The organism is Pseudarthrobacter sulfonivorans, from assembly GCF_031454915.1.
Taxonomy (GTDB): Bacteria; Actinomycetota; Actinomycetes; order Actinomycetales; family Micrococcaceae; genus Arthrobacter; species Arthrobacter sulfonivorans_C.
Window position 1 is genome coordinate 1 of the sequence record NZ_JAVDRS010000007.1, and the last position, 22,319, is coordinate 22,319.

14 protein-coding genes and 1 pseudogene are annotated in these 22,319 nt (G+C 64.4%); 8 read left to right on the plus strand and 7 right to left on the minus strand.

What is annotated here, in order from left to right:
- Positions 1 to 91 precede the first annotated feature (91 nt).
- Positions 92 to 397 (minus strand): annotated as a pseudogene (locus tag J2808_RS15340) (ABC transporter ATP-binding protein); the annotation flags it as partial.
- A 377-nt stretch (positions 398 to 774) separates the two neighbouring features.
- Here J2808_RS15340 and J2808_RS15345 point away from each other — a divergent pair.
- The gene (locus J2808_RS15345) at positions 775 to 2,214 is read left to right on the plus strand and encodes a GntR family transcriptional regulator (protein WP_309818344.1); all 1,440 of its coding nucleotides are present in this window, start codon (positions 775 to 777) and stop codon (positions 2,212 to 2,214) included.
- Between the two features lie 54 nt (positions 2,215 to 2,268).
- Here the strand turns inward: J2808_RS15345 and J2808_RS15350 are convergent, their stop codons facing one another.
- Entirely contained in the window at positions 2,269 to 3,762 is a 1,494-nt protein-coding gene (locus J2808_RS15350; protein ID WP_309818346.1) for a PucR family transcriptional regulator, read from the minus strand.
- Positions 3,763 to 3,939: 177 nt separating this feature from the next.
- On the opposite strand from J2808_RS15350, the gene speB reads away from it, so the two are divergent.
- Genes speB through J2808_RS15370 form a run of 4 tightly spaced genes read left to right on the plus strand, consistent with a single transcriptional unit; the run spans position 3,940 to position 9,229 of the window.
- Positions 3,940 to 4,938, plus strand: coding sequence for an agmatinase (speB, locus tag J2808_RS15355; protein ID WP_309818348.1), 999 nt, complete (start codon positions 3,940 to 3,942; stop codon positions 4,936 to 4,938).
- Positions 4,935 to 6,386 (plus strand): purine-cytosine permease family protein, encoded by a 1,452-nt coding sequence (locus tag J2808_RS15360; RefSeq protein WP_309818350.1) that lies wholly within the window; start codon positions 4,935 to 4,937, stop codon positions 6,384 to 6,386. The genes speB and J2808_RS15360 overlap by 4 nt, the downstream gene beginning before the upstream one ends.
- A gap of 12 nt (positions 6,387 to 6,398) precedes the next feature.
- Positions 6,399 to 7,904 carry an aldehyde dehydrogenase family protein gene (locus tag J2808_RS15365; RefSeq protein WP_309818352.1) on the plus strand — a complete coding sequence of 502 codons (1,506 nt, stop codon included), beginning with the start codon at positions 6,399 to 6,401 and terminating at the stop codon, positions 7,902 to 7,904.
- Positions 7,901 to 9,229 (plus strand): D-arabinono-1,4-lactone oxidase, encoded by a 1,329-nt coding sequence (locus J2808_RS15370; RefSeq protein ID WP_309818354.1) that lies wholly within the window; start codon positions 7,901 to 7,903, stop codon positions 9,227 to 9,229. The genes J2808_RS15365 and J2808_RS15370 overlap by 4 nt, the downstream gene beginning before the upstream one ends.
- 221 nt (positions 9,230 to 9,450) lie before the next feature.
- Here J2808_RS15370 and J2808_RS15375 read toward each other — a convergent pair whose 3' ends face one another.
- From J2808_RS15375 to J2808_RS15385, 3 genes are all read right to left on the minus strand, one after another.
- Positions 9,451 to 11,505 carry an ABC transporter ATP-binding protein gene (locus J2808_RS15375; protein ID WP_309818356.1) on the minus strand — a complete coding sequence of 685 codons (2,055 nt, stop codon included), beginning with the start codon at positions 11,503 to 11,505 and terminating at the stop codon, positions 9,451 to 9,453.
- A complete protein-coding gene (locus J2808_RS15380) occupies positions 11,502 to 13,250 on the minus strand; it encodes an ABC transporter ATP-binding protein (protein WP_309818359.1) in 1,749 nt (582 codons plus the stop codon). Before J2808_RS15380 ends, J2808_RS15375 begins: the two co-directional genes overlap by 4 nt.
- Positions 13,251 to 13,373: 123 nt before the next feature.
- Positions 13,374 to 14,573: a PucR family transcriptional regulator gene (locus J2808_RS15385; RefSeq protein ID WP_309818361.1), complete on the minus strand. Its 1,200-nt coding sequence runs from the start codon at positions 14,571 to 14,573 to the stop codon at positions 13,374 to 13,376.
- A gap of 126 nt (positions 14,574 to 14,699) precedes the next feature.
- Here J2808_RS15385 and J2808_RS15390 point away from each other — a divergent pair, with 126 nt between their 5' ends.
- Genes J2808_RS15390 through J2808_RS15400 form a run of 3 tightly spaced genes read left to right on the plus strand, consistent with a single transcriptional unit; the run spans position 14,700 to position 18,990 of the window.
- Positions 14,700 to 16,388 (plus strand): amidohydrolase, encoded by a 1,689-nt coding sequence (locus J2808_RS15390; RefSeq protein ID WP_309818363.1) that lies wholly within the window; start codon positions 14,700 to 14,702, stop codon positions 16,386 to 16,388.
- Positions 16,389 to 16,390: 2 nt separating this feature from the next.
- Positions 16,391 to 17,716 (plus strand): MFS transporter, encoded by a 1,326-nt coding sequence (locus tag J2808_RS15395; RefSeq protein ID WP_309818365.1) that lies wholly within the window; start codon positions 16,391 to 16,393, stop codon positions 17,714 to 17,716.
- Positions 17,717 to 17,724: 8 nt separating this feature from the next.
- Entirely contained in the window at positions 17,725 to 18,990 is a 1,266-nt protein-coding gene (locus J2808_RS15400) for an ArgE/DapE family deacylase (RefSeq protein ID WP_309818366.1), read from the plus strand.
- 63 nt (positions 18,991 to 19,053) lie between these two features.
- On the opposite strand, the gene J2808_RS15405 is transcribed toward J2808_RS15400, so the two are convergent.
- Positions 19,054 to 20,337 carry a M20 family metallo-hydrolase gene (locus J2808_RS15405; protein WP_309818368.1) on the minus strand — a complete coding sequence of 428 codons (1,284 nt, stop codon included), beginning with the start codon at positions 20,335 to 20,337 and terminating at the stop codon, positions 19,054 to 19,056.
- 214 nt (positions 20,338 to 20,551) lie between these two features.
- Complete coding sequence (locus tag J2808_RS15410; protein ID WP_309818370.1) at positions 20,552 to 22,306, minus strand: thiamine pyrophosphate-dependent enzyme; 1,755 nt, start codon at positions 22,304 to 22,306, stop codon at positions 20,552 to 20,554.
- Between the last annotated feature and the right edge of the window lie 13 nt (positions 22,307 to 22,319).

Consider the following 22,319-nt stretch of genomic DNA (forward strand, 5'->3'; position numbering starts at 1 on the left):
TGATGAATGCGTAGAGAACATCCATCACAGCAGGGCTACGAGCCCTTCAGCTTTCAAGACACGGAATCCGTTTCACCACGAACCACGGAGAGCCGACAATCGCCACCGTCTGCCCCGGCTCCGCCACCAAGGACAGCGAAGATATCAGCGGCTTGTCCGGCGAGTACGAGAAGGACACAGATTCAAAAACCAGCCGCCCCCGCCCAAACACAGGCCCCGAAGGAGGCGCAGGCTCCGCAGATTCCTCGTCCTCATCCAACAGCGAGAACACCCGCTCCGCCGACGCCACCCGGGACTGCAGCAGGTTGGCCATGGACCCCAGCTGGGCCAGCGGCATGGTGAACTGCCGCGAGTACTGGATGAACGCCTGCACGTCGCCCAGCTGCATGGCCCCGGATGGGTGGGGCTTATGCGCTACCTGCTGACAGGCGGAGCTAACCGGTGGGTCATGTCGCCCAATCTAGTGGTGGGAGCCCCGCCTGCTGCGAGGCAGACAGCTGAAAAAGGAGGGCTGCTCAACTGGCGCAAGCGGGACGACAAGCCACTGGCCTCCGTAGAACTCGACGTACGAGTCCGAAGGGCAACCTGCATAGGCTTCTTCTCGCGTCATGCTGATCATTTCCTTTCAAAACCCGGTTTGTGGAGGTGTCTTCATCTCTGAGGTCCTGAGATAAATCTTAGACCTTTAACCTTACATGTCAATAGACATTTGAGGTTAAAGGTTAGACAATGAGAGGGCGGCGCCATGCACGCCCGACGAAGGAGCAACGGTCCATGACCACATGGAGAGAGCAGCTCGCCTTCGCCCCCTTGGCCACCTTTGATCGAGGGGAAGAGGTCGGCAGGCGGCTCAGGTATGCCATCGAGCTCGGAGTGCTTGAAGACGGGACCCAGTTGCCCAGCGAAAACGAACTTGCAGCCAAGATGGGCGTCTCCACGCTGACTCTTCGCGCGGCGTTGGCCGAGCTGCGCGGGCGCGGCTTGCTCGAGACGCGGCGGGGCAAAGGCGGCGGAAGCTTCGTCAAAGCCAGTACCGGCGACATCATCAAGGCCGAGCGTGAATCGATCATGGCTTACTCCCTTGATGACCTGCGCGATATCCGGGACTACTGGGCCTTCCTTGCGGGATCGGCAGCTGCTGCCGCCGCGGAGCGGAGCGGACGGCTTTCCCTTGCACGCCTGGCATCCATGGCCGTGAAGATCGAGTCGGCTGAGGATTCCGCGCAGGCGATCCGCGACGACAGCAGGTTCCACATTGAGCTTGCCGCCAGCTCGGGTTCGGTCAGGCTCACCCGCGAGGAAATGGCGATGCAGGCCGAGGTGGGGCCGCTGATCTGGGCTGCCCCCGCCGGGTACGGAGACGCGGCATCGGAACATGTCGCCATCGTTGAAGCGATACGGTCCGGCGACAGGGCACGTGCCCGCGCTCTGGCCGAAGATCATGTCCGTGCGGATATGAACCGGGTACTCGACCTGCGCATGAGCGTGGATGCATCACGGAAAGAATCTTTTCCCGACCCCGTCAAAGAAGAACGCGAAGTCGCGTTGATCGAATCCTTTTCTGAGCTGCTGGCCGATACGGCGTCCTCCTCGATCCGTTCGATTGAAGACGCGGTGCGCGTCCAGCTCGGCTCTAAGCGTGAGGCGGACAGCTCTGCCCTGGACGCTATCTACGACGTGTCGCGACGGACTCTCGAAGGGAACGTCGCACTGTTGTACGGAGCGGGATTTCTTCCTGACACCTCATTCGGCCATGCGGGCGTGGCGTGGTGCCATGCCCCGACAGGACCGCAATCACTTCAGCGGCTCGTGATCGACTGGGACTTATATGACATCGGAACCGTAGCGTGGCGCCCTGAACACTACGGCGACGGAACCGTCCACATCAGCCATGCATACCTGGACGCCAACGGGAGCAACGAAAACGTCCTCACCTTCAGCAAAGCCGTTTTCGTGGAAGAGGAAATGGTCGGGATCGTCGCTGCAGATGTCCTCGTCCGGGGAATCCAGAGCCACCTCGAACCCCACCTTCGGGCCTTGCCTCCCAATACGTGCCTCGTCGACCAGCAGGATGCGATCATCGCAACCAACACCGGCCGCTTTATGGGAGGAACCTACTCAGCCGGACAATACGCCGGGAAGCAGATAGATCTCCACGCCATGCCGTGGCGGCTGTTCGTCGGCACCCCTACCGCCGGCCCCACCGGAGAATGAGGCACTTCCGACGACGGGCCACTAGTCGGGCGCGTCGACCGCATGATCTCTTCACTAGCGCCGCATCGCCTCGTGAATCTGCAGGGCGAACCACAACTGTGCAACCGTGGACGTTTCACCCATGTCCAACCCGGTCAGCTCCCCGATTTTCCGTATCCGGTAGATGATGGTTTGCCGGTGCGCGAACAGGGCAGCAGCAGTCTTTTGCCACGAACGCTGCGAGTCCAAATACGTCCTCAGCGTGATTGTCAGATCGCCTTCCTGGCTCTGCTCGTATTCAAAGATCGGGCCCAAAAGACGACGAACCAGGGCAGTTCCTTCCTCAAAGCCGGTCAGCCCCAGCCATGATGGACCTTGCGCGTAACGGGCCAGGCCCAGCTTGTTGGCCCGGGCCGATCCCAGCGCCCAGAGGGACTCCTGCAAAGCCCGTTGGATGCCGGCAACCGTAGCCGGGGCGCTGATGCCCATCGCGGCGCCGGACCCGGCACAGTGGACCAGCACGTCGTCGGCGACGTCGGCCGGAATCACAACGTGAAGCCTGTTGTTCCGCCTTAAGGAGGCGGCTGAAACTCCGTGACGCCAAAGTTCGATGTGGACGTTAGCCAACAGTTCGCCGTCGTCCGCTGCGATAGAGGCGACCATAAAGGCCTGCGCCGGGACGTCGAAAGCCGTCAACCGGCTTTCCATCTCCGCCGTCCCAAGCCGGCCGTCAATTGCCTGCAGCAGGAACTCACCAGCCAGCCGATGCCGTCCTTCCAGCGACAGGACTATGCGCGAAAGCTGGAGTCCCAGCACGGTTGCCGCGTGCAAAAGTACGACGGCGTCAGGGTGCGGTTCGCTCCTGGGCAGCACCACAAGGAGCGCGTTGGCGTGGGTCGGGATGTCCATGGTCAACACGTGGTGGCCCCGCACCCGATGCCACTGGAAGTTCTTCCCCGCCAGGGACACCTGCCCGCAGAGCGGCGCCCACTCATCCGCGAGGAACACTGGCAGGGCTTGCCCGTCAGGATGCCACGGATGAAGGCAGCGATGATCCACCACGAAGAGCTCAGCATCCAGTTCCGTCGCCAATCTTTGGACGAGGCTCTGCCAATGGTCCTCTGAGGCCCCCGCCGTTCTGAGCAGATCGTATACCCGGGCTGTCTGCCGCAGGCGCCGGGACTCTTCGAGCAGGGAAGACTCGGCAACCGAGCGGGCGATCGCGATGAACGGCAACGGGTAGGGGATGTTGATCAGGGGCAGCGGCAGCCGGTCGCAGGCCTCAAGGAACTCCGGAAGCAGTGGCGGCGCATGCATCTTCTCGCCGATGGCCAAGGCACTGGCACCGGAATCCATCAGGGCCTCCGCGAGCGCCACCTGCCCGGCGGCATCAGCGGGGATGGACAGGCCATTGGTCATCATGAGTTCGCCACCGGTGACCCATTCCCACAGCCGGGGCAGGTCCGAGGTGTGAGCCCAGGTGACGCGGTTGTCCCGGCCTGCCGTACCGGCAAGGAGGGTGAGCCCCAGCTGCGGTTCGGCCACAAGTTCGGCCACGGTAATTGCCATCGGATTCCGTCCTGGTTGCTTGATTACGGCCTGTTAGAGCGGTACTTAGACATTCGTCTAAACGCCTCGACCATTTGTAGCCAATGTAGCGCTATCCGCGGTGATCCGCGTCACCAACAATGGAACTACTTAGTTCCCGCTCAATGGCGAGCACCCCTCAACCCCAAGGATCCCGGCATGACAACGCACAAGCCCATCGGCCCTGTCGACGCAACCAAAGTCCCCCGGTATGCAGGCCTCGGCACCTTCGCCCGCCTCCCCCAAATTGACCGCGTCCCGGATTACGACATAGCAATTGTCGGCGTACCGTTTGACGGTGGAACCTCCTTCCGGCCCGGCGCCCGTTTCGGTCCTGCCGCAGTCCGCGAAGCTTCCCGCCTCCTGCGACCCGGATACCACCCCGAGCTCGAGGTTGAGCCCGTGTACGAAGCCCAGGTTGTGGACGCCGGCGACATCGCGTGCACTCCGTACGACATCAGCCGTGCAGTCCGTGAGATCGAAGAGCAGGCCTTGCCGCTGATCAGCGAGGACAAGCGACTAATCTCCATCGGCGGCGACCACACCATCGCCCTTCCCATGCTTCGGGCCCTGAACAAGGTCCATGGTCCGGTGGCGTTGCTGCACTTCGACGCCCATTTGGACACCTGGGACACCTACTTCGACCAGCCCGTCACGCATGGAACCATCTTCCGGCGGGCATTTGAGGAAGGCCTCCTCGTGGAGGACAAGTCCATGCATGTGGGCATCCGCGGACCGGTCTATGACCGCAACGACTTCCTCCGCGACCACGAATTCGGATTCCAGATCATCCGTTGTTCAGACCTGGACGTCATTGGTGTTCCGGCGGCAATCGCCCAAGTGAAGGAGCGGCTCGGCGACACCCCGGTCTACGTCTCCATCGACATCGACGTCCTGGATCCGGCCTACGCACCTGGCACCGGCACGCCGGAGATGGGCGGGCTCCACTCCCGCGAACTCCTTGCTCTGCTCCGCGGACTGAACGGTATCAATATTGTGGGCGCCGACGTCGTGGAGGTCGCCCCGGCCTACGATCATGCGGATATCACCACCGTGGCCGCGGCCACCCTGGTCTTCGACCTTCTCGCGCTGATGGTTAACCGCAGCAAGGCCACCTCTGTCCGGGAACTTCAAGAAGCGTCTTGGACCGCATCATGAGCACCACCGTCACTCCCGTAACAGAAGTACCCCGGCTCGAGGACAAAACCATCCAGCCCATCCCGGCCAACGAACGCCACGGAAAGGCCCGTGACCTGTTCACCATCTGGTTCGGCTCCAACATCATGATCATGACCATCGTGACCGGCGGACTCGCCACCACGGTGTTCGGCCTCGGCTTTGTACCCGCGATCGTGGGCATCATCATCGGCAACGTGGTGGGCGGCATCTTCATGGCGCTGCACTCCGCCCAGGGCCCGCAACTGGGCGTGGCACAGATGATCCAGACCCGCGGCCAGTTCGGCTCCTTCGGCGCCCTGCTGATCGTGGTCATCGTGGTGATTATGTACGTCGGCTTCTTCGCTGCGAACCTGGTCTTTGGCGGCGAAGCCATGGCCGCCGTCAGCCCCGGCATCAGTGTGGACGCCGGCATCATCATCATCGGCGTGGTCAGCGTCATCGCCACGGTTTTCGGCTACCGGCTCATTCACGCCTACGCCCGGGTCCTGAGCATTGCGGCCGGCCTGGCATTGGTACTGGCCTTCGGCTGGATCCTGCTGGTCCACGGCCTGCCCGCCAGCTTCCTGGAGCAGGGCAACTTCAACTGGGTGGGCTTCATGGGGACGATCTCCGTGGCCGCCCTGTGGCAGCTCGCGTACGCCCCGTATGTCTCGGACTATTCCCGCTACATGCCGCAAGGCACGGGCTCGGCACCGGCGTTCTGGGCTTCCTACTCTGGCTGCGTCCTGGGAACACTGTTCCCCATGATCCTGGGCGCCTTGGTGGGAACGCTCGCCGTGACCATGAGCAGCGAGGCGGGCGACGTCGAGATCGTTGGCAGCCTGGGTGCGCTGCTCCAGCCGTGGACCCTGATCATCGTCGGCATCTTCTGCCTGGGCGTCGCGGCCTCGAACGCCATGAACCTGTACTGCGGGGTGCTTTGCACCCTCACCATCGGGCAGACGTTCAAGCCAACGTGGCTGCCACACGCCAAGACCCGGAGCATCGCGGCGATCATCCTCTTCGTTGTCGCCGTCTCCATCGCGCTGTTCGCCCGCGATAACTTCATCCTCTTCTACACCAATTTCCTGTCTTTCCTGATGTACGTCCTGGTTCCCTGGACGGCCATCAACCTGGTGGACTACTACCTTCTGCGGCATGGCGACTACCGGGTTGAAGACTTTTTCAAGCGCGACGGCGGTGTGTACGGGCGGTTCAATTGGGTGGCCATCGGCTCCTACGTAGCAGGCGCCCTGATCCAAGTCCCGTTCTCCGCAACGGCCGTGTACACAGGACCACTGGCCGCCGCGATGGGCGGCGTGGACATCTCCTGGATCGTCGGCCTGGTGGTTGTTGCTCCGCTCTACTACTTCGCGGCCCTGTTTTTCCGCAAGAAGACCGAAGCCGCCCCCTTTCCTTCCACCGCACTCACCCCAGACCTCATCTGAAAGCGAATCATCATGACTACCACCCAGACCGAGCAGTTCACCGTTCGACGTTCCTCCGCCAATTCCGCAGACGTCGCAGGCGTCATTCCACCCACGGGCCACTTCATCAACGGATCCTTCGTGCCCGGGACGTCAGGCCAGTCCATCGACGTCGTGGATCCCACCAGCGAGCAGGTCATCGCCTCAGTTCAAGCCGGCACAGCCGATGATGTGGACGCCGCTGTTGCCGCCGCCGTCGGAGCCCAAAAATCCTGGGGTGCCACCACCCCGAAGGAACGCGCGGACGTATTGAACCTCATTGCCAACATCATTGAAAGCAACCGCGAAGCGTTCGAACTCATCGAGTCAGCTAACACCGGCAAGCCGCGGGCAGTAGCCGGGGATGATGTCACCAGCACCATCGATACCTTCCGGTTCATGGCCGGGGCCTCGCGCACGCTGACGTCGATGGCAGGCGGCGACTACGCCACGGGCCACACGTCAGTAATCTTGAGGGAACCCGTTGGCGTGGTTGGTGTGATCACTCCGTGGAACTACCCGCTGCTGATGGCCGCGTGGAAAATCGCACCCATTCTTGCCGCCGGCAACAGCATCGTCATCAAGCCCTCCGAGCAAACGCCGCTGTCCACCCTGAAGCTGGTGGAAGTCCTGGCCGGGCGTATCCCCGACGGCATCCTCAACGTGGTCACGGGACGGGGCCGGACTGTAGGGCAGCGGCTGTCCGAACACCCTGACGTCGCCCTGGTCGCGTTGACTGGCAGCGTGGTCAGCGGCCAGGCGGTGGCGGAGACCGCAGCCAAGTCCGTCAAGCGCGTCCACCTTGAACTCGGCGGCAAGGCTCCCGTTGTGGTCTTTCCCGACGCCGACCTCCGCGCCGCCGCTGCCGGAGTCCGGAACGCCGGATTCTGGAACGCCGGCCAGGACTGTGGCGCTGCCTGCCGCGTGCTGGTTCACGAATCTGTGGCTGAGGAATTCACCGAGCTTTTGGTCCGCGAAGTCAGCACGCTGGTGGTTGGTTCACCTGAAGCGGGGGACGATGTGGAAATCGGTCCCATGATTTCGCTCCCCCACTTCGAGCGGGTCAAGGAATCGCTGGCAGAAGCACGCGCTGCCGGCCTTCATGTGGCCATTGGGGGTTCGGCCCTGGATGGTCCCGGCTACTTCATCGAACCCACGGTCATCACCGACGTTCCTGCCGGCGCGCCCATCGCCACTCACGAGATCTTCGGCCCCGTGGTCACCGTGGAGACGTTCAGCACCACCGAGGAAGCCATCACCCGGGCTAACGAGAGCCCATACGGCTTGTCCGCTTCAGTGTGGACCCGGGATTCGAGCCTCTCCCTGCGGGTTCCCAAGCAGCTCGATTTCGGCACTGTCTGGGTCAATGCACACCTGGTCCTGGCTTGCGAGGTACCGTGGGGCGGATTCAAGGGATCCGGTTACGGCCGCGACCTATCGCTCTACGCCCTGGATGATTACTCCCGCACCAAGCACGTCATGATCAACCACGGCGCATGAGCAGCACCCAGACAAGCAACGGAGCTTTCACCATGACCACCAACGTTTTCCGTCCTGCCTCTTTGGCAGGTGCCTCCACGCCTTCCGCCCCCTTCGGGACGGACGTCACCTGGACCAACTGGGGCGGGAACCAGAGCGCCACTCCAGCCTTCACGGTCCGGCCGGGGAATGAACAAGAAGCTCTCGACGCCGTCCGTTTCGCCATCCGCGAGGGCTTGCCTGTGCGGGCGGTCGGCTCAGGGCACTCGTCTTCTCCGCTGGTCCAAACCGGCGGAGTGCTGATGGACATGTCCGGCCTGTCGGCGATCACCGGCACCGATCGGGTGGGGCGCCGCGCCCGGGCCTTGGCCGGCACCACCATCAATGCCTTCGGTGATGCCTTGTGGGAGAAGGGACTGGCGCTCAGCAATCAGGGGGATATCGACAAGCAGCAGATCGCAGGGGCCCTGGCCACCAGCACCCACGGGTCCGGCAAAGACCTGGGCAGCTTCTCCTCCAAGCTGCGCTGGGTGAAGCTGATCAACGGCTACGGCGACATCGTGGAGATTGGCGAGGACCAGCTCCGCGAACTCCGGGCCGCACAGGTGGCATTGGGCACTCTCGGGATCTTCCTGGAGGTGGAACTGGCCGTTGAGGACAGCTACTACCTGCAGGAACAGATCACGTACCCGACGTGGGCGGAAACTGTGGAAACGTGGCAGGCCGACATCGATTCCAACAGGCATTACTCCTTCCTCTGGTGTCCCAAAGACGATTCGTGCGAGTTGCTCGATCTTCCGGGTTCGCCGGATTACGGCATGGGAGGCCGGAGCTACACCAAGAAGTACAACATCGTGGACGTCCAGGACGAACGCCAGATCTCAGGCATTGAAGGTGCCCGGCTGGACCGCTCGTACCGGATCTATCCCGGCGGCTTCACCACCCAGTTCCATGAACTGGAGTACTTCGTCCGGAGCGAGGACGGCCTGGCCGCCGTCGAGGCCATCCAAGACCTGATCCGCAGCAAGTACCCCGAGCAGAAGTACCCCGTTGAGGTCCGCTGGGTAAAGTCCGACGACGCCTACATGTCCCAATTCCAAGCCCGGGACAGCACTGTCATCACGCTGACCACCGAACCGGGCACCGACTACTGGCAGTTCTTCCGGGACGCCGATGCCGTCCTGCAGGAATTCGAGCCGCGGGCACACTGGGGCAAAATCCACTTCATGACCAGGAGCCGTCTTGAGCGCCTCTACCCGGAACTGGACACCTTCATCCAGGTCCGCCGCGAGTTCGATCCCCGCGGCATATTCCTCAACGACCACACGCGGGCCCTCGTAGGCTAGCTCGGCAATTCCAACCTATGCCCCAGAGCCGCGCTCGGTTTTGTAGTGGAGAGACTCCTGCGTCGACGCAATAGCACCAACAACAAGCCAGAACCAGACTTACTGAAAGTCGGGCTGTGAGCGCCACCAAGCAAACGGCGCGGCAATAGTCCCCGGAACAAAATGAGAGGCTCCGTACTCATACGAGTATCGGGGCCTCTCATTCATTCGATCGCAATCGCTTAAACCTCCGCCACGGGAGCCGCAAACTGCGCCTCATACAGCCGCGCATACGCCCCGCCGGCTGCCAGCAACGATGCGTGCGTCCCCTGTTCCACGATCTGGCCGGCTTCCATCACCAGGATGAGGTCGGCGTCGCGGATGGTGGACAGGCGGTGGGCAATGACGAAAGAAGTCCGGTCGGACCGCAGAGCCCGCATTGCCTTCTGCACCAGGACCTCGGTGCGTGTGTCCACTGAAGACGTAGCCTCATCCAGGATCAGCACGGAAGGCCGGGCCAGGAACGCCCGGGCGATCGTCAGCAACTGCTTCTCCCCGGCAGACACGTTCGAGCCTTCATCCTCCAACACCGTGTCGTACCCCTCCGGCAGGGACCGCACGAACCGGTCCACATACGTCGCCCGCGCAGCCTCCAGGATTTCGTCTTCCGTAGCCGACGGCCGGCCGTACGCGATGTTGTCCCGGATGGTCCCGCCGAACAGCCACGTATCCTGCAGCACCATCCCCAGCCGCGAGCGCAGCTCACGCCGCGGCACCGAGGTGACATCCACGCCGTCGAGCGTTATCCGCCCGGCGTCCAGCTCGTAGAACCGCATCATCAGGTTCACCAGCGTGGTCTTCCCCGCCCCGGTGGGCCCGACAATCGCCACCGTCTGCCCCGGCTCGGCCACCAAAGAAAGCGAAGAGATCAGCGGCTTGTCCGGCGAATACGAGAAGGAAACGTCCTCAAACACCAGCCGCCCCCGCCCAAATACCGGCGAAGCAGAAGCAGCAGGCTCCGCAGATTCCTCGTCCTCATCCAGCAGCGAGAACACCCGCTCCGCCGACGCCACCCCGGACTGCAGCAGGTTGGCCATGGACCCCAGCTGCGCCAGCGGCATGGTGAACTGCCGCGAGTACTGGATGAACGCCTGCACGTCGCCCAGCTGCATGGCCCCGGACGCCACCTGCAGGCCGCCCACCACGGCGATCCCCACGTACACCAGGTTCCCGATGAACGTCATGGCCGGCATGATCAGCCCGGAAATGAACTGCGCGCCGAAGCTCGCGTCGTACAGCTCCACGTTCTTCTGCCGGAACCGCTCCTCCACCTCGCGCTGCCGGCCGAACACCTTCACGAGCGCATGCCCGGTGTATGTCTCCTCGATCTGCCCGTTCAGCTCGCCCGTGTGCTTCCACTGCGCCACAAACAGCTTCTGCGAGCGCTTGGCGATCAGCGCCGTGATCCCCAGCGTCAGCGGCACGGTCACCAGCGCGATCAGCGCCAGCGTGGGCGAGAGGATCACCATCATCACCAGCACACCCACCACGGTCAGCACCGACGTGACCGCCTGGCTGATGGACTGCTGCAGGCTCTGCGAGACGTTGTCCACGTCGTTCGTCACCCGGCTCAGCAGCTCGCCGCGCTGGATCGAATCGAAGTACCGCAGCGGCAGCCGGTGGATCTTCGCCTCGATCTCCCCGCGCAGCCCGAACACCGTCCGCTGCACCACCCCATTCAGCACATACGCCTGCACCCACATAAACGCCGACGCCAGCACATACAGCACCAGCGCCCACAGCAGCACGCTGGACAGCGCCGCGAAGTCGATCCCCTCCCCCGGCGTCAGCGCCATGGGCGTGAGCATGTCCGCCCTCTGGTTCTCCCCCGCGGCCCGCAGCTGCGCGATCAACTCCGCCTTGCTTACCCCGGCGGGCAGCTCCCGCGACACCACGCCGGCGAAAATCAGATTGGTGCCCTCCCCCAGCAGCCGCGGCCCGATCACCGACAGCGCCACACTGGCAATGCCCGTCACAAGCACCAGCAGCAGCCACGCCCGCTCCGGCCGCAGCGTGCCCAGCAGCCGCTTGGCCGACGGCCAGAAATTCATCGCCTTTTCCGCCGGGATGTTCATCCCGCCGAACGGTCCGCCCTGCCCCGGTCCGCGCGCCGGACGGGGAATGCGGACGACGGCGGCAGCTCCGGTTTTCGAGTCCGCTGCGGTCCCGCCGGGGGCAGCGGCGCTGGATCCAGCTGAGTGGGGAGCGCCCGACGGCGGCCGGTGCGGCGCGCTCATACCGTCTCCTCCGCTGCCAGCTGGGAGGAGACGATCTCGCGGTACGTCTCGGACGTTTCCAGCAGCTCCCCGTGCGTTCCGCGCGCCACGATCCTGCCGTCGTCGAGCACCAGGATCTGGTCCGCGTCCACGATGCTGGAGACGCGCTGGGCGATGATCACCAGCGTGGCGCCGGAGGTGTTGCGCTTGAGGGCCCGCCGCAGCCGCGCGTCGGTGCCGGTGTCCAGCGAGGAGAACGAGTCATCGAAGATGTACAGCTCGGGCCGCTTCACCAGCGCCCGGGCGATGGCCAGCCGCTGCCGCTGCCCGCCGGAGACGTTGGTGCCGCCCTGGGAGATGGGCGCATCCAGCCCGCCCTCCATCTCCTCCACGAAGTCCCTGGCCTGGGCAATCTCCAGCGCTTGCCAGAGCTCGTCCTCGGTGGCGTCCGGCTTGCCGTACTGCAGGTTGCTGCGGACGGTGCCGCTGAACAGGTAGGGCCGCTGCGGCACCAGGCCGATGTGCCCCCAGAGCAGGTCCGGGTGCAGCTCGCGCACATCCACGCCGTCCATCCGGACCGAGCCGGTGGTGGCGTCGAACAGCCGCGGCATGAGGTTCACCAGGGTGGTCTTGCCTGCGCCGGTGCTGCCGATGATCGCCGTCGTCTGGCCGGCTTTGGCGGTGAAGCTGAGCCCGGCGAGGACGGGCTGGTCGGCACCCGGGTAGGCGAATCCGACGTCGCGCATTTCCAGCTGGCCGCGCCGGTGCCCGTCCGGCGACACCGCGCTGCTGACCGGTTTCAGCGGCGGCCGCACGCTCGATTCCGTGTTCAGAACCTCGCCGATCCGGTCCGCGGAGACGGCTGCGCGCGGGATCATCACCGCCATAAACGTGGCCATCATGACGGACATCAGGATCTGCATCAGGTAGCTCAGGAACGCGATGAGTGTGCCCACCTGCATGGAGCCCTCCTCGATCCGGAACGAGCCGAACCAGATCACCGCCACGCTGGAAATGTTCAGCACCAGCATCACCACGGGGAAGGCGAGCGCCATCAGCCGGCCGGCACGCAGCGCGGTGTCCGTGACGTCGTCGTTCGCCTGGGCGAAGCGGGCGGTCTCGATGTCCTCGCGGACGAAGGCGCGCACCACGCGGATGCCGGTGAGCTGCTCGCGGAGCACCCGGTTCACCGTATCGATCCGCTTCTGCATCTTCCGGAACAGCGGCACCATCCGGGTGATGATCAGCCCCACGCCGATCATGAGGGCGGGCACGGCGACGGCGATCAGCCAGGACAGCTGCAGGTCCTGCCGGACGGCCATGATCACGCCGCCGATGGCGAGCATGGGCGCGGCCACCATCATGGTGGCACCCATCAGCACCAGCTGCTGGACCTGCTGGACGTCGTTCGTGGACCGCGTGATCAGGCTGGGCGCGCCGAACCTGGTGACTTCCTGCTCGGAGAACTCACCGACCCGTGTGAAGATGGCGCCCCTTAGGTCGCGGCCCGCGCCCATCGCAGCCTTCGCCCCGAAGTACACGGCGATGACGGCGCAGATTATCTGGAGCAGCGTGATCGCCAGCATCAGGGCACCCAGGCTGAGGATGACGCCGGTGTCGCCCTTGGCCACGCCTTCGTCGATGATGTCCGCGTTCAGCGTGGGCAGGTACAGGGACGCGATGGACTGCGCCAGCTGGAAAACCACGACGGCCATCAGCAGCTGCCGGTGCGGCCGCAGGTATTCAACAAGCAGTTTCCAGAGCATCCGCGCTCCAAAGGGTCTGTCCCGCGATAAATGGTGCGGAGGTCAGTTTACGTCCGGAGGCTGGGAAGTGGGCTGGTTTTCCGGCGTGGGGATGTGTGCTGGAAGAGTTGCACTGGGCAGCGGCTACTCGCCCTGCGCCTGCTGAATGTGAAAGGCAGCAATTACCGTAGCGGCGTCCTGAGGATTGGCGGGGTCGAAGCCCGTGAGTTGCCCGAACCGGGCGAGCCGGTTGAGCACAGTGTTGCGGTGGCAGTACAGCTCCCCGGCAGTTTCGGACACCGACCCGGAACGAAAGTATGCCTGGACCGTCTCGATGAGCCGATCCCTCTCGTGGGCGGCGATTGCTGCAAGCGGTCCCAGCACGGTCTCCGCCAGAACGGTTCCGTATTCACCCAACCGGTTGGCAGCAACATATCCCCAGGCATCACGCACCGTCCGCGGACCGGGACGGTCCGTCGTTACCACCGGCAACGATTCCAGTGCGATCCGAAGCATTGGAGGCACTTCGGCCAATGACCGGGCGGGGGGAGCCACAAAACAGTCCAGCGCGCCAAGCCATGTACGCGTCCCTTCCGGTTTCCGCCCGGCCCGGGCTGGAACGTCCTCAAGAATGAGGATCAGCGCGCCGTCGCGCTCGTGCAGAAACTGGTCGACGCCGGCGCGTAGCACGCCGGCCCGGAATGCCTTCTGCGCGTGTCCTGCTGCAACGGCAACGATGAAGTTGCTCTCCGGCTTCACGCCGAGCGCGCGGGCAGCCTGTCCCAGCAGCTGTGGGTCCTTTCCGTCCGAGTTGATGAGCCGCGACAGGAGGAACGCCCGCTGAGACTCTTTCTCCTGTGCCATGGTGGCAAGCTCGTTCAGATAACCCGCATGCACGCGGATGGTGTGGAACTCGACCGCTTCCCAGACACGCACCGCGTCCTTGGTGAAGTCCGGCAGGAACGCGACGGGAACTTTCTCCAGCATTGCGGTCCAGAGGACCCGGAAGTCCATGCGCACCGCCCGCAGGAGGGATTCAAGGGGCAGGCCCTGCTGGGCGCGCCGGTGGCCGAGGGCGTCGGATATCCCGGCCAGCCGGTCGGGTATGGGAAGGTTTCCCACGAGCCGCAGAAGGAGTTCCATCGACGCAACGGCTGTCTCTTCGAGGTCCCGGGTGACCACCAGGGAGCCCGCATAGCCTTCGATCTTCTCCACCTCAAGCAAGTACTCGTGCGCTATCCGGTCGATATCGGCAAGGCAGTCGGCCACCACATCCGATACCACCGAGCGGGGAGCGGTCTCGCGGGACGCGTTGGTGGCGTCTGAAGACGCTTCGCTGGGCATATGCCCATTCTAAAACCGGACTGCACTGTGTTCATCCATTGTTTACGCGAGTGATCCAGACCACCATTGAGTGAGCCGGTTCTGTGCGGCTGCGTCTGCTGTCTGGAAAGGCATCCCCCGAAGACCATGCTTGATCTGAAACTTGTAAACGCCAGTATCTTCACCCTTGCCGACGCCCCATCTACGGCGCACTCCATGGGGGTGCTTCACGGGCGGATCATCGGTTTTGACGACGATGTCCTTCCCCTCCCGGCGCGCCGCACGCTCGACTGCGCTGGCGCCGTCGTCGTCCCCGGCTTTGGCGATTCGCACAATCACATGGCGTGGTTTGGGCAGTCCCTGGCCGAGTTGGATCTGTCCGGCTGCCGGACCCTGGACGAGCTGTACGACGCCGTTTCCCGGTTTGCGCACGACCTCCCCGACGATGCGTGGGTAGTGGGCTCAGGCTACGACGACACTGTGATGGGCGGACACCCGCACCGCAGCGGACTCGACCGGTCCGCGCCGGGCCGTCCGGTCTGGCTTAAGCACCGTTCCGGGCATATGTGCACCGTCAACACCGAGGTGCTTGAACGCGCGGGCATTCTGGACGGTTCAGCGGTTTCCCCTGAAGGCGGCATGATCGTCCGGGATCCCGAGGGACCCACAGGATTACTTGAGGAACAGGCACAGAAGCTGGTCACCGCACTGGTAGTCCCCTACGCCGTGACGGATCTCGCAGACGCGATCGGCGCGGCGAGCGAGGTCTACGCGTCTGAAGGCCTGACGCACGTGGTGGAGGCCGGCATCGGCTCCGGCTGGATTGGCCGCAGCCCCGTGGAACTCGCCGCCTACGTCGAAGCCCGACGCCGCGGCCTCCTGAAAACCCGCGTTCAGCTGATGGCGTCCAGCGATGTCCTGCACCCGATGCAGTCCCATTCTGCCGACGGGATCACTTTCGGTCTGGACCTCGGCATCGCCTCGGGGTTCGGCGACGACCAGATCCGGCTCGGTGCCATGAAGATTTTCATCGACGGTTCCCTCATTGGCAGGACTGCCGCCGTGACCGAGCCGTTCTGCGATCACGGCCACGGCACCGGCAGTTTCCAGCTCTCCCTCGAAGAGCTCACACGTCGGATTGTGGACGCCCACTGTTCGGGCTGGAACGTCGCGGCGCACGCAATCGGAGATTCCGCCGTCGACGTCGCCCTGGACGCCTTCGCGGCTGCGCAGCAGAAGCTGCCACGGGCCGAAGCGCGGCACCGCATTGAGCACGCCGGCATGGTGCGGCCCGACCAGATTTCGCGGTTCGCGTCGCTGGGAATCACGCCGGTTCCGCAGCCGCATTTCCTGTTTGAGGTGGGCGACACCATGGCGGCTGCCGTCGGCGCGGAGCGGGAAGCATGGGTCTACCGCCACAAATCCTTCCTCGACCTCGGGGTACGGGTTCCCGGCAGCTCAGACCGCCCGGTTGCGTCCGGGGCACCCCTGCTCGGCATGCAGTCGATGGTCACCCGCCGTACGTCCGGCGGGGCAACACTGAGCCCTCAGGAACGTGTCGACGCCGGGACTGCCCTGCGTGCGTACACCGTCGACGCCGCCTGGACCGCAGGCGAGGAGGACCGCCGAGGGACGCTGGAACCGGGAAAACTCGCCGATTTTGTCTTTCTCTCGGCCCACCCGGCAGACGTGCCTGTCGAGGAGATCGGCCGGATCGCTGTGCTGGCGACTGTGCTCGACGGCAGTTGCATATTTGGGCACGACTATCTCAATGAACTGCAGACCACCCACAACACCGTCCCATCCCCGTTCCACCTTGAGAGGCAGGAAGACTGATCATGCAACCACATGAGACAACCCAGGGAGAGGAAGCGTCCGTACCGGCCGTCAGCGGAGCCGACGCGGGCACAATTGCCCGCGCGGCGTTCGTCGGCACCGCCCTTGAATGGTACGACTACTTCCTCTTCGGCACCGCCGCTGCCATCGTGTTCAACCGGCTGTTCTTCACATCCCTGGACCCGACGGCGGCGACGCTGGCAGCGTTCGCCACGTTCGGCGTCGGCTTCGCTGCCCGGCCGCTTGGTGCTGTCCTGTTCGGATACATCGGTGACCGGGTAGGACGGCGGCCAGCGCTGCTGATCACCATCGTGGCCATTGGCGTGGCGACCGGTCTCATTGGTGTCCTGCCTGATTTCGGCAGCATCGGCCTCGCAGCACCCATCATGCTTGCCATCCTTCGCCTGGTGCAGGGCCTTGCGGTCGGCGGTGAGTGGGGAGGTGCAATGACCATCGCGATCGAACACGCACCGATTGAGAAGCGCGGCCGGTATGCAGCGCTCGTGCAGGTCGGTTCCCCTGTCGGCACGCTGATGTCCTCCGGCGCTTTCGCCCTGGTGCTGCTCATGCCCTCTGAGGTCTTTGATTCGTGGGGCTGGCGCCTGCCGTTCCTGGCGGCCTTCCCGCTGCTGCTGATCGCCCTGTACATCCGGTTGAAGGTCGAGGAATCCCCGATCTTCCGTGAACTGGTCAAACTGGAAAAGCGCGCGAAGATCCCGGCGGTTGATGTCTTCCGTATGGCCTGGGGCCGGCTGATCGTTGCTGTCGCTGCCGCTTTCCTGGGGGTCGGCGGGTTCTACGTCATGACCACCTTCGTCATCAGCTACGGCACCACCACCCTCGGCATGGACCGAGGACTGATGGTCAACGCAACCCTGATCGCCGCCGTCGTGCAGATCGGAGTCATCCTGGTCATTGGCCGTATCAGCGAGAAGGTTGGCCCTGGCCGGATGACGTTCTTCGGTGGCCTGGTAACCGCTGCCGCAGCGTTCCCGCTCTTCTGGTTGATCGACACACGCAACCCGGCGGCCATCATCCTCGCCGTCACTCTCGGCATTGCGCTGCTGTCCGTGGCCTACTCGGTCACCGGTGCCCTGTTGACCGAGCTGTTCCCGCCGGAGCTGCGCTACAGCGGCGTTTCCCTGGGCTACAACCTGGCCGGCGCCCTGAGCGGGTTCCTGCCGCTGATCGCCGTCGCCCTGCTCGGCGTTTCCGGTGGAGCATCCTGGACAGCTTCCCTGCTGCTGATCGTGGTGTCGCTGATCACCGCTGCCGGTGGATTCTTCGGCGAGCGTCTGCGCGTCAAGGACAAAGCGATCGTGAAGTAAGGAGCGCCATGCTGGATTCAGAAACAGCGCGCCGGATTACCGACGCCGTTGATGCAGCCTTTGACCGCCAACTTGAGTTCACCGCCGAGCTGGTCCGGCATCCCTCACTGAGGGCTGCCGAGGCCAGCGCCCAGGACTTCATGTTCGCTGAGCTCGAGTCCCGCGGGCTCGCCATGGACCGATGGGCGCTCGACGGCGAAGCCTTGGCTACGCATGTGGGCTACGGTCCCAGCACTGTGGCCTTCGAGGACCTCACCAACGTGGTGGGCACCTACACTCCCGCGGAGGAGACTGGCAGGTCGTTGATTCTGAACGGACACATCGATGTTGTTCCCACCGGACCTGAGGAGACCTGGGAGCGCAGCCCGTGGGATGCCGAGGTCAAGGACGGCTGGATGTACGGCCGGGGTGCCGGTGACATGAAGGCCGGCCTCGCAGCCAACGTCTTTGCGTTCGACGCCATCCGTGCTGCCGGGCTCGCGCCGGCAGCGACCATCCACATTCAGTCCGTTGTGGAGGAGGAGTGCACGGGCAACGGGTCGCTGGCTGCGCTGCAGCGCGGGTACACGGCAGACGCCGTCGTTATTCCGGAACCGGAAGAGAACATGCTGGTGCGTGCGAACGTGGGGGTGATCTGGTTCCGCGTGCGGGTTTCCGGCAAGCCGACCCATGTGCGGGAGATGGCGTCCGGCTTTAATGCCATCGATGCTGCCTACACCGTCATGGGCGCGCTCCGGGAGCTGGAAGCCAAGTGGAACGCCGATCAAGGCAGTCACCGGTACTTCGAGGACATTGATCACCCGATCAACTTCAATGTCGGCATGATTTCCGGCGGCGACTGGCCCTCAAGCGTGCCGTCCTGGTGCGAGTTCGATGTTCGTGTTGCCCTATACCCGGGGATCCCGGCCGCTGATGCGTGGGACGAGATCCAGGAGTGCCTCCGGACCACCGGGGCCGGAGCAGAAGTGTCGGCCGAGCGGACGGGCTTCTTCTCCGAGGGCTACGTCCTGGAGGAGGGATCCGACTCCGAATCGGTGCTGGCATCCGCGCACCAGGATGTCTTCGGCTCAGCCCTGCAGAGCTTCACGACGCCTGGATACCTCGACGGGCGGGTGTTCACCCTCTATGGGGGAATCCCGGCGCTGGTCTACGGGCCCGTGTCGGAAGCGATCCATGGATTCGATGAACGCGTGCATATCGAATCCGTACGCAAGGTGACCAAGACCATCGCGCTGTTCATCGCGGACTGGTGCGGCGTAACCGAAACCGCGTAACGCCTCGCAGCAACACGGAAGGCGCCCGGCCACTGGCCCGGGCGCCTTCTGTTGTGTGGGCTGCTAGCGGGGGTCGAGTTCCCCGAGGCAGAGGCTGCGGACGACGTCCGTGAGCACGTGCAGGCCGCTGATGATGTCCTGGTCGGTGGTGTACTCGTGTTCGTTGTGGGAGATGCCCTCCACCGACGGGACGAACAGCATCACCGTGGGAACGATGTCCTTCAGGTTAGTGGAGTCGTGTCCGGCCAACGTCTTCACCCGCGCATAGGTCAGCCCGCGGTTCGCCACGGTCTTCTCGGCCAGTGCCACACCTTCCGGCTGGTACGGAGTGACCGGCCAGCAATGGGATCCGGTCTTGCTGATCTCCACCCGGGCTGCCCGTTCAATCTGGTCGATGCGGTCGTGGAGCATCCGGTCGGCCGCGGCGAGGAGTTCCTCGTCGGCGGACCTTAGGTCAAGGAGCAAGGTGACCAGCGAGGGTACAACGACGGGCGAGTTGGGATAAACGTCCAGCTGGCCTACGGATGTGTGGACGGCGCCGTCGGCGAAGTGGTCCGCGATCTCCCTCGCGGCGACCACGAGCATCGACGCACCAAGGAGCGCATCGCGCCGGTCGGCAATGACGGTTGAGCCGGTGTGGCCCTGTTCGCCGTGGACCTCGAACTGGTACTTGTTGGCCGCCCAGTTGGAGTCGACGACGCCGATGGTGATGCCGTCGCGTTCCATGCTGCGGCCCTGTTCGATGTGGATTTCGGCGGCGTAGGCGGCGGCCGGACCGGTTCCCTGGCCGAGTGCGGCGGTGGCTTCCAGCGCCTCCCGAACAGTGATGCCTGCCGCGTCCGTGGTGGCGAGCGCGTTCTCGGGCGTCATCTTTCCGGTGTAGACGGAGCTGCCCATCATCGACGGCTTAAAGCGGGCACCCTCCTCGTTGAACCAGTTCACTACTGCGAGGTTGTAGCGGGGAGCAGTTCCGTCGGCTTGCCATTCTGCTGCAAGGCGGAAGGCTGCGTGGGCGGCGGCAAGGACACCATAGGCGCCGTCGTAGCGTCCCGCCGTCGGCTGGGAATCGAGGTGGGAGCCGACCAGCACGTAAGGCGCACCGGGCTGCAGTTCCAGCAGGCCGAACTGGTTCCCGACCTGGTCAAAGGAGACGTCGAATCCCTTGTCCTGAAGAATCCGCGTCAGCCAGGCCCGCTGCTTCCCGTCTGCGGCTGAGCCGGCCTGCCGTTCCACCCCCCCGCCCACGGTAGCGCCGAATGTGCACAGGGTGGCGAAGTCTTGCAGGAACGCGGCGTCAGCTCCTGTGAACTTGGTGGGATCAGGTTCCGGCACTGCACCGTTGCTCATGATTAGTCCTTTGTGCTCGATTGATGGTTTACATAATCGTCGCAGGACAGCGTGGCTCAAGCACTGGCTCCGGACAACCAATTGACTTGGTTGAATTGTGATTCTGCACAGCAGGCTCGGGCGAGATCCGCTTCGGCGTGCGGCACCCCGGTCGAACGGCAGCGGACGACGGCGGAATGTCCCGCCGTCGTCCGCTGCACTTTCAGCGCCCGGCTCAGTAAGCCTTGACGCGCTGTTCCACGATGAGATGGATGAGGGCGAAGACGCCGTCCTCATCGATGGCAGTCAGGGCGGCGTCCAGTGCGGCGGGAACGTCCTTGTCCTCCGTGACAGTGATCCCGAAACCACCGAAAGCACGGGCCATCAGGCCGAAGTCCGGATTCTTCAACTGGGTGCCCGACACGCGTGCAGGATAGTGCCGCTCCTGGTGGGTGCGGATGGTGCCGTATTCCTGGTTGTCCATGACGATCACCAGCGGGGTGGCCCCGTACTGGGCCGCGGTGGCAAGTTCCTGGCCGTTCATGAGGAACTCCCCGTCCCCGGCGATGGTGACCACCCGGCGCCGGGGTTCGGCCAGCGATGCCGCGATGGCCGAGGGGACCGAGTAGCCCATGGAGCCGTTGCGGGCGCTGATCATGGAGGCGTAGCGGCGCGTGGGGAAGTAGCGGTGGGCCCAGTTGGTGTGCTCGCCGGCGCCGAACGTCACCAGTGAATCCTTCGGCAGCCTGGGCACCAGGTTCGCCATCAGGGTGTCCATCCTCGCCTGCCCCGCTGCGGGCGCCGCCGGGGGCAGCGCGGCGAACCGCTCCTGCTCGCCACGCATCCGGCCGGTCCACGCCTTCCACTCTTCCTTCACCGGCAGATTGATACCCTCAAGGTCGCGGACAAAGGCTTCGGGCTTGGCCAGAATCTGCCGCGAGACGGGACCCGACCGCCCACGGAGTGAGGGGTCCACTGTGACCAGGAAGTTCATTTTGTTCCAGTCCTGCCGGCAGACGAATCCGTCCGTAATCACATCACCCGGCACTGTCCCCACAAACACCAGCAGGTCGGTTTCCTCCAGCAGGTCGTAGGTGGGGCGGGGGCGGCCGTAGCCAATCGGGCCCACATACGAGGGGGAATCGAAGGAGACGGTTCCCTGCGTCCGCCATTCAGCTGCTGCCGGGATATGGTGCCGCTCCAGCCATCCGGTCAGCTGGTCCGCTGCTGCCTGCGTCCAGTCGTTGCCGCCGGTGACAAAGAGGGGCTTGCTGGACTCAGCCAGCGCAGTCTCCAGGGCGGCGGCGTCGGTGCTGCTCATGCCGCCGGCCGCCACCGGAATGACGGGGTGCAGCGCCGGGTCAATCTGCTGCCGGATGATGTCCTCCGGCAGGCCCACCACCACCGGGCCCGGCCGCCCGCTCATGGCCGCAAACATGGCCTCCGCGACGATCTCGGACGCCCGCTCCGCATGGTCAAGGACCATCACGCGCTTCGCTCCCGTATCGAACCAGGCCTTGATGTCGAACTCCTGGAACGCCTCGCGGTCCCGGTGCGCGAAGGGGATCAGGCCGACGAACAGCAGCATGGGGGTGGAGTCCTGCCATGCGGTGTGAAGCCCCACATGCGCGTTGGCCGCGCCGGGCCCCCGGGTCACCATCGCGATGCCCGGACGCTGGTGCATCTTCCCGTCAGCCTCGGCCATATAGGCGGCGCCACCCTCGTGCCGGCAGACGATGGTTTCAATGTCCGATTTGTGCAGACCGTCCAGGACGTCCAGGAAACTCTCGCCGGGAACCACGTACGTGCGGTCCACACCGTGGGCTACCAGCGAATCAACAATGACGTGCCCGGCTGATTTCAGGGCTTGGCCGGTACCGGCCTGGGGCACGTCCGAATGGCTGGCCTCCCGTGGGTTTTGACCCGGGAGTACGACGGCGGTGGGCAGGGTGTGGGATGCGGTCAGGTTTGTTTCGGTTTCCGTTGTCATGGTCTTTCTTTGG